General features: G+C 56.7%; 6 protein-coding genes, 2 tRNA genes, 1 other RNA gene and 1 pseudogene. 3 read left to right on the plus strand and 7 right to left on the minus strand.

Annotation, left to right across the window (positions count from 1 at the left end):
• Window positions 1-10 precede the first annotated feature (10 nt).
• The 4 genes and pseudogenes from HMPREF2779_RS03100 to HMPREF2779_RS03115 all read right to left on the minus strand — a co-directional run.
• Window positions 11-3,334 carry an S-layer homology domain-containing protein gene (locus tag HMPREF2779_RS03100; RefSeq protein WP_105360807.1) on the minus strand — a complete coding sequence of 1,108 codons (3,324 nt, stop codon included), beginning with the start codon at window positions 3,332-3,334 and terminating at the stop codon, window positions 11-13.
• A gap of 240 nt (window positions 3,335-3,574) precedes the next feature.
• A complete protein-coding gene (locus HMPREF2779_RS03105) occupies window positions 3,575-6,796 on the minus strand; it encodes an S-layer homology domain-containing protein (RefSeq protein ID WP_233992240.1) in 3,222 nt (1,073 codons plus the stop codon).
• A gap of 492 nt (window positions 6,797-7,288) precedes the next feature.
• The gene (locus tag HMPREF2779_RS03110; RefSeq protein WP_105360809.1) at window positions 7,289-8,359 is read right to left on the minus strand and encodes an S-layer homology domain-containing protein; all 1,071 of its coding nucleotides are present in this window, start codon (window positions 8,357-8,359) and stop codon (window positions 7,289-7,291) included.
• Between the two features lie 375 nt (window positions 8,360-8,734).
• Window positions 8,735-9,454: pseudogene (locus tag HMPREF2779_RS03115) on the minus strand (YaaA family protein); the annotation flags it as partial.
• 244 nt (window positions 9,455-9,698) lie between these two features.
• Here HMPREF2779_RS03115 and rnpB point away from each other — a divergent pair.
• Window positions 9,699-10,104: RNase P RNA component class A (gene rnpB / locus HMPREF2779_RS03120), an RNA gene on the plus strand.
• 131 nt (window positions 10,105-10,235) lie between these two features.
• Here rnpB and def read toward each other — a convergent pair.
• The 3 genes from def to orn form a co-directional block, all read right to left on the minus strand.
• Window positions 10,236-10,808: a peptide deformylase gene (gene def / locus HMPREF2779_RS03125; RefSeq protein WP_049362109.1), complete on the minus strand. Its 573-nt coding sequence runs from the start codon at window positions 10,806-10,808 to the stop codon at window positions 10,236-10,238.
• Between the two features lie 230 nt (window positions 10,809-11,038).
• Window positions 11,039-11,111: transfer RNA gene (locus HMPREF2779_RS03130), tRNA-His, on the minus strand.
• 106 nt (window positions 11,112-11,217) lie between these two features.
• On the minus strand, window positions 11,218-11,904 hold the full coding sequence (orn, locus tag HMPREF2779_RS03135; protein ID WP_105360810.1) for an oligoribonuclease: 687 nt from the start codon (window positions 11,902-11,904) through the stop codon (window positions 11,218-11,220).
• A 241-nt stretch (window positions 11,905-12,145) separates the two neighbouring features.
• On the opposite strand from orn, the gene mptB reads away from it, so the two are divergent.
• Window positions 12,146-13,819, plus strand: a complete 1,674-nt coding sequence (gene mptB / locus HMPREF2779_RS03140; RefSeq protein WP_105360811.1) for a polyprenol phosphomannose-dependent alpha 1,6 mannosyltransferase MptB — start codon at window positions 12,146-12,148, stop codon at window positions 13,817-13,819.
• Window positions 13,820-13,922: 103 nt separating this feature from the next.
• Window positions 13,923-13,998: transfer RNA gene (locus HMPREF2779_RS03145), tRNA-Arg, on the plus strand.
• The last annotated feature ends 25 nt before the right edge of the window (window positions 13,999-14,023 follow it).

A 14,023-nucleotide genomic window follows, 5' to 3' on the forward strand; every position in this document is an offset into this window, starting at 1 on the left:
TTCAGGGCAACTACTTGAGGTGGCTGCCGCCGTGCGTCATGCGGTAGAGCATCAGTGAGAACTGCCAAGAGGAAACAGTATCCGAGCTGAAATTCTCACCGTGGCCTCGATAATATTCTGCGTATCCCCAGATAATCTGCTGGGTAGCCCACAGCGATTCCCTCCAGAACGCAGTATCCATACGCTCATACTCGGGCCAGTGCACCCGCGAACGTGAATCCCGTGTGGGAGACTCCTCCGGTACATTACTGCTATCTGACGTATTGCTCTTCGGTATAGGCGAAGACGGCAAACTGCTCGACTCCGGCGAAGACGCAGGGGTTAGCGCTCGTTGGTACCTGTACAGGAACGCCACCGTCGAGGCAATCGAAAGGTTCGCCTCCGGGTGGAAATTACCATCGACCCAACCGAACGTAATACCCTTCTGACGAGCCCACACAATCGCGGCATAGTCCGGATCGTCCGGGGTTACATCCGCGTAAGGACTGGTTGCAGGCAGCTCAACATGAGGTGCGCCCGCAAGACGGTACAGCGCCACCGTGACATCGCGGCGACTCAGCACAGCCTTATGCTTATCCAGAAGAACCTGCTGCTTAACCCACTCAACAGCCGCTTCCCGCTCCGCAGTGTAGCTTACAAAAAGCTCAAGGCCCTCAGAAGTGACCTGCTCGACCGTATCTGCGGCACCATCCTTGCCGGGGATTACCTTCTCCAGAACAACCCTGTAAGACCCCTCATAATTCAGAGAGCTACCGGGAATATTCAGCTTCTCATCCGTAGAACCACTCAGAAGGTGTTCAGCAGGGATCACCTGCTCCAACGCCTTCTCGCCGGTTGGCTCGCCAGAATCATCCGTTGCCTGAACCGAGAAACGGTAATGACCATCGGTAAGCTTCGGAAGATTCGAGACTCGTGCGGTGAGGGTATTCATCTCCTGGTACGGGCTGATGCGCTTATTCAGAATGTACAAGTCCGGACGCGCTACAGGCTGGTCAGGGTTAGGCTGCGTAGACCGCACGGGAAGGAACTCAGCGACACTGGTCAGTAGGCTACCGCTATACTCCTCTTCGCCAGGACGAGGCAGATTAGAACCGTAGATGCCAATCATGTAGAGCCTGCCCGGCTTCAACGTACCCGCCGGAATTGTCATCTCCGTGCTGAAGTAACGATTATGGAATCCGCTGCAAAGTTGTCCGCACTCTGTCAGCGGAATGATGTCGGAGAAAACAGGGCGTCCCATAATCTTTCCCGTGGCCGGGTCAGCCTCGTAGAGGGTGAGGTATGCAACCGATTCATGACCGCCTACCGCATGAGGACTGAGGATATGATAACCCTCAACCGTCAGAGTTGTATCCTGCCACGGCTTGTCAATTGCAGAGAGACTGTAGCGGTACGTTGGCTGAACCGGCTCAGGGTCACGCACTACCGGCAGAGAAGCTCGTGCTGTAAGACGGCGGTCTGTCGAGTCCCAACGCAAATCTGGCTCAGCTTCATCAGACGGGTAGAACGTCAACACGACATCGAAGAGCGTGCCCTCGGGGACGTCAAAGATTTGCTTGCGAACATCAAAGGTAAACGTAATGCTTCCATCAGGGTTTTCATGAACCTTCCCCTGATCTCGAAGGGTAGCGACTCTCTTACCGTACTGGGCTTCAGGTAGCTTACTGCCGTAGCTTGACCACTCGTAGTTCTTCCCTCGCTCCACAATGCCGAACTCGAAGAACGTGTACTTCTTGCGGAACTCAGCACTCAGCGGTGCAGTCGTCACAGAGACAGTACCGCCCTCAGAAATATTGAGGGTGCCCGAGGTGACACTTAAACGCACTTCATCAGATGCGGGAGGATTTATCGGGGTCGGAGGAGCAGCCAGCTGCACGGGCGCAGCGACCGTAAAAATGTGACTTCCCTTCATATAAAGAGAATCTGAGAAAGTTACCCTCAGCTCTGCCTCAGAACCAAGGTACACATTCTGCAACTCCTTGATGACTGCAGAGTCAATTTCAAGTTCTACGGTGCGGGTACCGTCAGGGTTACGGACAACAATAATGTCATGATCAAAGTAAGGAATGTCAGTAATTTCGACGATAGTCTTTCGAGCGGTTTTACTATAAATGTCGACGGACTTGACGTAATACCCCAAATCAACTTCCGGGGAAATGTTAGAAATAATAACTTTATATTTCCCTGCATGGTGCGGGTCAACGGTCTGAGGAGACAGTGAAACCTTCGGAAGAGTATTGCGGTACGTATTGCTCTGGTAAGGCATTTTCGCGGGGTTCTTACCCACAGGAATGAAGGGGAAATCGCGCGATATAGCGTTAATGCCGAAGGGAGAAGAATCAACCCCGGAGGGATAAGATCCAACCACGCTCAGATAATACCCCTTACCAGGCTTTAAAAAACCGGCAGGAATCGTAATCTTACGCTGAAAATGACCGTTAGGAATCAGACCATGAAAAACCCGCTTCAAGTACGGAGAATCTGCAGGAACTAAATCCTCGAAATCTAAATAACGATGATAACTTTCAGGATTATTCGGGTCGATTTCCACAAGAGTAAAACTTAGCTTATTCATCCCGTCAAAACCCGAACCCGTCATATTGATTTCAATCGGTTTTCCGGAATTAATCTGCTCCTCAGAAATAGAATCCACATCATAGGTAATAGAAGGCAAAACAGACTGCGGGAAATTACTCGTCACGGCGAGTGCTGTGCGAATACGACCCTCAGTGCTCCACTGATAGGGGTGCGCCTCATCCAGTGGACGGTAGGTCAAAATAACTTCGTACTCCATGCCCGCAGGTATACCGTTGGAAGATACTTCCAAGTCAGTGCTGAAAGTCCCGTCTGCGGCAGGCGTCGGAACGTCAAAACGCGGTCCCTGATATGTTGGCTCTTGGTGAGGACCCACGTAGGTAGAGGAACCCTTGGGTGCAATAATGATGCTACGTAGCTCATTGTGTGCCAAGAACTCGGGAGTGAAGCCGGTGCCTTCAACATGCACCGTGCCGCCAGTCTCAATTCTTAACGTGCCACTGGTGACGCGCAGAGTCGGTAGCGAATTGGTCTGCTCGCCCTGACCTTCAGGAATTTGCTGGTTTTCTGTCTGGCGCTGGTTCAAAGCTGCAGCGGGGGAGGCGGGGGTCGCCTGTTCCGGTTGCACCTGCTGCTCAGGTGCCGCCTGGGTCGGTGTTGCCAGCGCCGCCGGGGTGATACCGGCAAGCGGGCTCAAACCCAGCAACAGGGAAAGGCTGAGCGCGCGGGCGCTCGCCGGGTGGCGCGGTGCAGTTGAGCGGCACCGGGCGCCTCGTGGGGCGAAGAATGAAGACATCATAATCCCATCTACAAAATTTATACGGTGATTGAAGTGAGTGAGTAGATGAAGTGAGTGAAGAAGTTGAGCGGATAGAACCTGAAAAGCCAGACTAGGGGAGAAGACACCCCGTAAAGCCTGGTGCCGGGCACAAGAAGTCGCAGAGGCAAGGAAGAAAAACCGGGGCGGCACCGGCGGGCTGAAAAGTCGAACTACGTCAAGCATCCCAGCCCACCGGTTACCCCTCACCACGACCGGACGCTACTTGAGGTGGCTGCCGCCGTGCTCCATACGGTACAGCATCAACTTCAAATCACCAGAGGAAACGAAAGACCTATCAAAGTCCTCATAGGTGTATTCCCCATCAACACGGTAACCCCACACGCGGTGATTAACAGCCCACTGAGCCTCACGCCAGAAAGCGCTACCCTGACGAACCTTATGCTGCCAGCCGCCGGAGGAACTCTGGGGCGAATCCTGGTTACCCGGCAGCGACGAGTTACCGGGCAACGAAGAAGAGGTCGGTGCCTTCGGCGTGATCTGACCCATCGCCTTCTGGTACCTGTACAGGAACGCCACCGTCGACGGGGTCGAAAGCTTCGCCTCCGGGTGGAACTTGCCATCCGCCCAACCGAACGTAATGCCCCTCTGACGAGCCCAAATGTACGCGGCGTAGTCCGGGTCGCTCGTCGCCACATCCGCGTACGGGCTAAAAGCAGGCAACTCAACCTTCGGGGAACCCGCCAGGCGGTACAGCGACACCGTCACATCGTGGCGCGTCATACCGCTATGCCAGGACATCGGCGAAGGATTAGGCAGAATCTGACGATCAGCAAACCACTGCTCAGCCGCCTGCAACTCATCCTCACGCGTCAGCTTCAGAGGAATATCCTCGACAGCAAGCTGCTCTACCGACTCACCGGCACCATCCTTACCGGGGGTGACCTTCTCCAAAACCAGACGATAAGCACCCGAATAGCTCAGCTGCTGAGCAATCGTCAGATTCAGCTCCGCCCTGCCGTCCTTGATGAGGTCAGCTGGGATCGCCTGCTGGAACACCGTCTGACCGGTCAAACGCCCCTGCTCATCAACATGTTGCACTGAGAGGCGATACGATCCTTCACCCTGCGCAGAGAGCCCTGTAGCGCGTGCCGTAAACAAGTTCGTCTTCACGTAGGGGTTCAAACTCACTGAGCCAAGGTGCAACGTAGGCCGTGCAGACTCCTGCTCGGGGGAACGCACCGGAAGGAATTCCACAACATCATTCAGCATAGAACCCGGAGAATCTTCCAAGCCGGGGTAAGGCAACCCGCCACCGTACACGCCCATGAAGTACAGCTTGCCCGGCTTCAACGTACCCGCCGGAATCGTCATCTCCGTGTTGAGGTAGTTGTTACGGAATGTGCTGTAGTAATCCTGCTGGTTAGTGAACTCCAGCGTGTGCGTGAACACGGGCTGACCCACCATCTTGCCTGTTGCCGGGTCAACCTCATACAGGGCGAGAACCGGCTGTTCACCATCCCCCGCGAAGTTCTTAGCCTGCGAGAGGACATGCCAACCCTCAACCCTCAGCGTCGTATCCTTCCACGGGTTATCAATCGCAGACCGGCTGAAACGGTAGGTCGCGCGGGTAGGCTGCGCATCCTGAACCACATCAATATGGGCGCGGAGGTAAAGACGGTTCGATCGAATCAACGGATCCGGCGTATCTTCGTTCGACGGGTAGTACGTCATCACCACGTCAAAGAGCTCACCGTCGGCAGGCTCAACGTACTGCGGCGGAACGTCGAACGTGTAGGTGAGGCTACCGTCCGGATTCTCACGCACCTGATGCGGAAAATACCTGAGTTCCCCGCCGTATTCGTCAAGAGGCCCAGAACGATAGTGTCCCCCGCCGTGCACGTACGCCGACCCGCGCTCCACCAGAGCCAGCTCGTAGAAAGTGTACTTCTGACGGAACTCAGCGCTCAACGGGGAAGTCGTCACCGACACCGTGCCGCCCTGAGAAATATTGAGGGTTCCCGAATCGACCTTCAACTGAACGTTTTCGGGGTTTGCCGGGCGAACAACATCAGCAGGAGGCGGCACCATCGGAAGCTCCGCGCTCACCGTGAACGTGTGGGCACCACCTGAGTACTTAGAATCCGAGAACGTCACCTGAACCTCTGCCGTAGAGCCCACGTGAGAGGGAGAATAATACCCGTCATCAGCCTGCGCCTTGTATTCGATTTCCACCGTACGGGTGCCGTCGGGGTTACGGGTTATGATCTCGTCGCGCTTGTAGTACTTGCCCGCAATATCGTTGACCGCAAAGGGCTCGACTTCCTTAGAAGTCGCATTGTAAATCTTGACGGACTGAATGTAGTACCCCAGATCCACCTCGGGTGAAATATTAGAAATAGTCACCTTATAGACGCGGTCCTGACCGGGATCAAAATCCTGCGCAGCAACAGATACCTTCGGCAGGGTGTTCCTGAACGCATTATCCTGGTACGCCATGCGTGCAGGGTTATTGCCCACAGGGACAAAGGGGAACTTACGCGATACCTTGCCCCACCTGTGGGTTTCCACACCGTAAACGCCCAGGGAGTAACCCTTGCCAGACTTCAGGACTCCGGCAGGGATCGTGATCTTCTTCTGGAAATAGCCGTTAGGAATCAGGCCCTTGAAAATGCGCTGATTCTCTTCCGTATCCGGTGCCTGGAACTTGCCCAGCGAAGCCACGTTATCGTTCGTAACCTTTCCCTGCTCATCATGCTCGGATAGGGTGAAACTCACGGAGCTGACATCCTGAAAACCGGTACCCGTCAGCGTCACCTCAACCGGCCGACCCGAAGCAATCTGCTCCTCAGAAATAGTCGAAACATCATAGGTGATGGAGGGGAGCACAGCCTTCGGGAGGTTGAATTCCACCGGCAGTGCCGTACGGACGCGATCCTCAGTGTTCCACGCATAGGGGTGTACATCGTCTACGGGGCGGTAGGTGAGAATGACCTCGTATTCCAGGTTTGCCGGGAGGCTATTTGCCGGAACCGTCAGGTCAGCGCTGAAACTGCCGTCAGCAGCTGGTTTCGGGGCGTCAAAGACGAGGCCGCGGTGATCGACCTTCTGGTAGGGGTTGGCGTAGGTCGAAGAGCCCTTCGGCGCAATCGTGAGGCTACGTAGCTCATGATGCGCCAAGAACTCGGGGCTCAGCCCGGTACCTTCCACGTGCACGGTACCGCCGCGAAGAATGTCGAGGGAACCGCTGGATATGCGCAGGGTCGGCAGGGAAGCATCCTGCTTATCACCCCGCGCAGGTTCGTTCTGGGCAGGTTCGTTCTGCACGGGCGCTGCTTGAAGTGCTGCCTGCTGGGCGGGGGAAGCGGGCGCCGGCTGGGCCGCCACCGGCGTCAAAGCCAGCAGCGGAGACAAACCCAAAACCAGGGAAGCACCCGCAACTTTTCGGCGCGTGCCACGAGCAGGCTTAAAGAAGGAGGACATCATTATCCAATCTGAATTTTCTGCATGAAAGAGGGCGAATGAGAAAAGAAGTTGAGAGGATAAATGAGTGACAGTCCACCGCGCTGAGCCCGCACCGAATCCACATCGTAGAGGAGCCGTAGCGGCGGCATGCTGAAGTGCAATCTCAGCCTACCAACCCGCGTCTTAAACATTCAATGAAAACACGAGAAAAACATGCCGATGAGAGTTATAAGACAAAAAATTCAAAAATTACGCACCGGTTTTATGCAAAGCCCAAACCCCAAAAAGACTACACAACAGAGAAACAAAACTGTAAACATAACCGGCACTAAAAACCGTACCCAGCAGCTCCTGCACCAGAAAACGGGCACACAGAAAGAGGCGGTGAGAGAAAAACTCTCACCGCCCCTTATATAGGCTACAGCCACTATCTTCAGCTACTGTTCTCAGAGACTAACCCAAGCTAAAACGTGTAGGGTCAACCGCCTGGTTCACGGCACCTGCCGAATCCTAATCATCGATATAGGGGCTACTGGGGATGGTGTCAAGCATGTCGAGCATTGACAGGACACGAGCCAGCTCCTCGCGGGTAGCAATCTTGGTCGGACGGAAATCCTTGCTCTTATAAATGAAGCTCACATCAACATTCACCGACGAGTGTAGCCACACCGACTCGGTGTAGAACGGGGCACCCGGCTTCATATCCTGCGGGATGGTGAGATTGAACCACGAAGGACGGCTGCCAGGGGTAAGCATAAAGTAACGGTAGAAGAATGCTGCCATCGTAGCGCGGCTAGCCACCGCCTCCGGGTGCATCTTACCGTCAGACCAGCCCGAGGTCAGACCCTTCTGATACGCCCAAATGTACGCTGCGTAACGCTCATCCTTCGGGGACACATCCGGGAAAGGAGAACGCGCAGGAAGCTTCACCTTCGGCGAGCAGGCGCCTCGGTAGATTGCATCCATCAGGTCGCCGCGGGTCACCGCACGCTTAGGGTAGAAGCAACGTTCCTTATCGAGCAGCAGAACCTTTGCCTTACATGACCTGTAGATATCGGGGGCGTACTCGCCATCCAAATCAATGTCCACAATGAAAGGTGCCCACGCGAACTCCGTGTCAATCTTGGGGCGAACTTCAAGAGTGCGCAGAATGGTGTACTGCTCACGGCGCGGACGAAGAGACAGGCGAACACCATAGTCTGCATTCGGGCCGCCGGTGATCTCAGGATCAATGACGTGATGCCTAATGTAGACATCATTCTCGATGCGCTTCTTCGGCTCAAGAGAGAAGAAATAGAACTGGGTGAAGCCCTTCTTCTTGGTGTAGTAGCCGACCTCAATGTACGGGGTGTACAGACCGGTATCAAGCACAGCCTGCAAGCCGGTAATCTCGTAGCTGAGGTTGAAGCCGCTAATATCAAACGACGCCTCGGTAATCTTGAACGTCAGCGGAGTAGTCTTAACGTCCAAGGTGGCAGCCTGAGCGCCCTGCTCACCGGCATGGTGCGCGCCCAACGCGCCGGCGACTGTTAGTGCTGCCGCACCCTTAATGAGGGCGCGACGAGAGGAAAAAGTAGACATAACGTTGTCCCATCGATGTGTTTCTGAGTGGTTATTTTTACGCTAGCAAACATATAGCCAGGGGAGTGATCCGCTGACTATGTGCTTTACGTATGTGGTGTTTCGTATTCCATGTGCGTTGAGTTGAAAATGTGAATGTTTGTGAGTGAAGTGCCCGCCACCAGTGGCGAGTCATTAAATACTATAAGCACTTTTGTGCATAAAAAGAAGGCGGATAGATAGACACTATCCGCCTTCTGTGAGTGTTAAAACCAGTCCAAAAAATGTGGGAAAAAGTGGTTTTACAGGGGGAAATACATTAAAAATCCCCGAAAAATAGTTAAAAAATCTTCGTGCTGACACATGAAAATAGTTAGAAATAACAGCAAACAGCCGTTACTGCTCATGCACCAGCAGGGTCAAAACGCCCGCCTTACGCGCCGTCGGCAGGGTGCACTCCACCGACCAGTCCTCGCTGACCGCCTCCAAAAATTCGGCAATACCAGCCGTGGAACCGTCAATAGGACGAGCCGCCAAACCCGACTGAATCAGGTAACGCGCAAACAAGCCACGGTAATGCTTCGCCATGTGCGAGACGACCTTACGCGAACCATCAGCCGCCACACGCTCCACACGAACTGCCAGAGTCTGCGACGGGGGAGTCACCCACGACTTCGCGTAGGCTGCAGAACGGCAATCCAGAATCAGCTGGTCCTTCGCGGTTGCCTCCAGTGCGGTACCCAGCGCGCCCTTCCAGAAGGAGGCGAGCGCACCAATTGAACCCAGCTTCACGCCCATGGACAGGCGGTAGGCGGGAATCGCGTCCTCGGGGCGCAGAATACCCCACAGCGCCGAAGAAATCAGCAGCGACCAGTGCGCGGCATCGCGTTCGGCGGGGGAGAAGCTCGCATAATCCAGTGCCTCGAACAGCACGCCAGTGTAGGTGCGGATCGCGGGCTGCGCCGGTTCGGTCAGCAGGCGCGTATTGCGATCCACTTCTGCTTCGAGGGACGTGCCCACCTTGAGCTCTGCAAGGGCGTCGGGACCCGAGCTGACAGTCGCCAGCTCCTCCAGGACGCTCTCACGCTCAGCGGTCAGTTCGGGGAACGAGAGGTCAGCAAAGCATACGGGCGCGTTGCCTGCGGGGGCGGGGGTTTTACCTTCGGAGGGGGGGAAGAAGAATCAGCATCTCTCCAGTGTACCCGTGAGACGCCGGGTAGCTACGAGGCGCAGGGTAGTTGCGAGACGATAGCGCGCCCGCGAGGCCGCTAGTGCGCCTCCGTGTACCCCTAAAGCACCCGCGAGACGAACCCGGAAAATAGCCGCCGCCAGGGGTATGCGTATAATGGGTTGGGTGAAACGGGCCGTCTGGGCAATCGCGAGGCATACGTGCTTCGAGGAAAGTCCGGGCTCCACAGCACAGGATGGTGGATAACATCCACTCGGGGTAACCCGCAGGCCAGTGCCACAGAAAGTAAACCGCCGCGGTTCGCCGCGGTAAGGGTGAAAGGGTGGTGTAAGAGACCACCAGCGGGCGCGGTGACGCGCTCGGCTAGGTAAACCCCATTCGGAGCAAGGTCAAACAGAATACGCCATGGTAGGGTAGTGCGCCCGATCCCCGTCAGCTTCCTTCACGGAGGTGGGGTGCGTATTCGGGTAGGCTGCTTGAGACGTGCGGCAACGTACGTTCTAGATAGATGATTGCCTCGAAACGCCCCTTCGGGCGGCGTTTTAGACAGAACCCGGCTCATAGGATGACCCGTTTCACGCTACCGTTGACTGATGAAAAACATCATCGGCTGATGGAAAACGAAGACCGCGAATGCGCTTGAGAGTGCATTCGCGGTCTTCGTTTTAAACTTCTCGAAAGGTCTCTGACCTTCAGAAGTGCTCGTGATTAGTGACCGAACGGATCCGGATCCACGCCGGGCATCCACGAGTTACCGTCGACGGTCCAGCCTTCCTTCTTCACGACCTTCTTCATCTTGCTGGTCCACTTCTTGTTCAGACGGTTCACGTACAGCTTGCCGTCCAGGTGGTCGGTTTCGTGCTGCATACAGCGTGCAAACCAGCCGGTCGCCTCAAACTGGACGGGGTTGCCGTGCTCGTCAAGACCGTTCACGGTCACCCACTCGGCGCGCTTGAGGGGGAAGCCGTAACCGGGGAAGGACAGGCAGCCCTCTTCCTCCTCGTAGGGGTCCGGGTCAGCGGTAGAAATCTTGCCCAGGGTCAGTACCGGGTTGATGATGCAGCCGCGCGGGGGAACGCCGTCCTCATTCTCCATCTTGTAGGTGAAGATGCGCAGGCCCACACCAATCTGCGGTGCCGCCAGGCCCACACCGTTGGATGCGTCCATGGTCTCGTACATGTCAGCCACGAGCTCCTTGAGCTCATCATTAAACTCGGTGACGGGTGCCGCGGGGCGGTGCAGAACGGGGTTGCCGTGAATAACGATGGGGCGAATAGCCACGGAATTATCCTTTGCTTGTGTTGAATGGGAACTGTTGAACGGGAACTTGCCGGGTGCCCCTGTCGCATGAGGATGCGGGGCATGCCCTGTTTCCGCTCGCTGGTTTAAAGTGCGGGTGTAAAAGCTCTGTTCCGGTAAACCGTGTGCGGGGCAACCGAACAGGGGATAACGCGAACAGAGGGTAAAGCGAAAGGGCCGTTACGGATAACCATAACGACCCTTTCCATCGGGGTGATCGACGGGGGTTGAACCCGCGACCTCCTGGACCACAACCAGGCGCTCTGCCAACTGAGCTACGACCACCATGTGCTTCGCTTGGTTTCCCTTGCGATATGCAACGGATACTACTGTACAGGAGATTCAGAAACCTGCCAAGTTGAAAAGCCGTGATGCTCGTTACATGCTGTGCTTACGCCTCGGACGCCTCTGCCGCCTCAGAAGCGGATGCCTCAGCCTCGCGCTCAGCCGACTCGCGTGCGGCACGCTCCGCCTCCACCTCACGCGCAATCTGCGCCGAAGCAATTGCATCCGGGCCCTGCGGCACAAAAATGGCGCGGCGGTAATACTTCAACTCATCAATAGAGTCCTTGATATCGCCCAGCGCGCGGTGGTTACCGGTCTTCGCCGGGGCACTATGACGAGCCGCCGGGTACCAGCGCGACGCCAGCTCCTTAATGGTGGACACGTCAATCACGCGGTAGTGAAGGTGCGCCATGACCTCTGGCATGTAACGCTCCAAGAAACGCTTATCCATACCCACCGAGTTGCCGCCCAGCTGAGCCTTGCCCGCCACCGGAACATACTTCTTGATGTATCGAAGCACCTGCTCCTGCGCGTAATCCATCGACACACCGTGCTCAATATCGGGTAGTAGACCCGACGCCTCATGCATCGAACGCACAAAGTCATTCATGTTCTCCAGCGCACCGGCAGGAGACTCATCACCGGGCTTGATGACGAACTCAACGCCAGAACCCAGAATGTTCAAATCGGCATCCGTGACCAGAACGCCCACCTCGACGAGAGTGTCGTTCTCCACGTCCAGGCCGGTCATCTCGCAGTCAATCCATACAATACGTTCACTAGAAATACTCACCCTCCCACTCTACCCCCAAACGCCGCTGGCCCGGCGGGCAGCACGTCACAAAAAGGGGTACAAGAGGGTGCAAGAAAGGTACGAGCGGATGCGCAAACGGTGGCAGCGGGGGAGAATAGCGCCACTCTGCGTGCCCGTGAGGAACGTCCACGACCGCCTTCGCCGCAGTGATTCTCGCAAGTGCATCCAAGGGCTCCGGTATGATAAAAACCAGAACGACGATGCAGACAGAAAGGGAGTTATGCGCGCACCAAAGGAGCTCGCACACCGGCTCACCACCCCCGGCGCACACGACGCACCTCTCTCACCCAAACTCTTGGACTACGTCAATAATCACCGTCTGCGCACGCTGATTATCGGCACCATCGGCTCCATCATGGTCACCCTCGGCTCCTACGCCGTCGGCTGGCTCGCCGACAGCTCCAGCTTCTGGCGCTACGACATTGTCCGCGCCATCCGATTCGAAGCCGCATGGGTCATCACCGGCATCATCATGCTCGCCCTCGGCGCCATGATCATGTGCCGCGAATGGCTGCGCATCTACCAGAAAATGGGCGACTGGAACGAACCCAACACCATGCGTTGGATGATTGCCGTCATCACCAGCTGGTCCCTGCCGCAGGTCTTCGCCTTCACCATCTACAGCCGCGACATGTTCTCCTACTACGGTCAGGGTATGGTCATGGCGCACGGCCTCAACCCGTACAAGCACGGTGTCTCCGAAATCTCGAACTTCATGCAGAACGGTGCGGACCCCATGTGGGCGGAATCTCCGCCCCCGTACGGACCGGTCTCCCTCAAGCTCGAAGAGTGGATTGTGCGCCTGGCGGGGGAGAACATCGACCTCTCCCTCTTCTACTTCCGCCTGCTCTCCGTGCTCGCGGTCATCGGCATTCTCTTCTACGTGGCAAAACTCGCCCAGGCGCACGGCTTCAACCAGGTCCGTGCCCTCTGGCAGATTGGCCCGAACCCGCTGTTCATCGCATCGTTCATCGCCAGCGGCCACAACGACTCGCTCATGACTATGTTCATGCTCGGCGGTCTTTACTACGCCAAGCGCTACCGCGACACCTGGTGGGGCGGCCCGCTCGGCGTGACCTTCGTAGCCCTCGGTGTTGCAGTCAAGCCGCTCGCCCTCGTGGTGCTGCCCTTCGTGGGTCTGCTCTGGGCGGGTAAGAACGCCTCATCGCCGCGCAAGTTCATCTTCTGGGCGCTCTCCGGCGTGCTACTGCTCGCCGAAATGGCGCTCATGGGCTGGGTGACCGGACTGGAATTCGGCTGGATCAAGGCACTGTCCACCACCGGCGGCCAGTACATCTGGTACACCCCCTTCGGCCTGGTCATCGGTGCCGCCTCCCTGTTCGTTCAGGGGGACGCCTTCGAGGTCATCCGCAAGCTCATCGAAACCGTCGGCAAGGGCATCGGCATGCTTGGCGCCGTGGCAATGGCATTCGTTGGACGCGACCGCAACATCGTGCGCCACGCCGGCCTCGCGATCCTGTTCATGCTCCTGTGCAGCCCCATGATTCAGCCCTGGTACCTGCTCTGGGCAATCCCGATGCTCGCCGCAACCGGCCTGCGCTCGCACTTCCAGCTCATGTGGTACTTCATCACCACGCTGTTCTTCATGGCGTACGGTGTGAGCGACCAGCTGAACGTCTCGCCCTACCTGCGCGATTTCAACCAGGACATGGGTCGACTCATCGCGACGGTCATCTGCCTGGGGTACATCATCTACCTGGTCGCCCTCGACCCGGCAACCCGCCGTCTGGTGTACGTGAGCCTGCACCCCACGCAGATTCGCCGCACCACCATCCGCCTGTGGTGGCAGCTGTTCCCCGGCGCATCAAGCCGCCGTGCACGCCGCCGCGAGGTGAAGAAGGCGGAGCGGGAAGCCGCCAAGGTAGGCTCCTAGCGCGAACTCTTAGTTCGCCAGCCTGGCTTAGCTCAGTGGAACAGCCCCCGCGTGAGATGCGCAGTGCATGAGAAGCATAAATTCTCATGTACCCTAGAGGAAGGCCTCAGTAGCTCAGAGGATAGAGCAGGAGCCTTCTAATCTCTTGGTCGGGGGTTCGATTCCCTCCTGGGGCGCCACATGTAAAAACCGCCTCGCACCCTA

Source organism: Rothia sp. HMSC069C03, from assembly GCF_001811075.1.
GTDB classification, from domain to species: domain Bacteria; phylum Actinomycetota; class Actinomycetes; order Actinomycetales; family Micrococcaceae; genus Rothia; species Rothia mucilaginosa.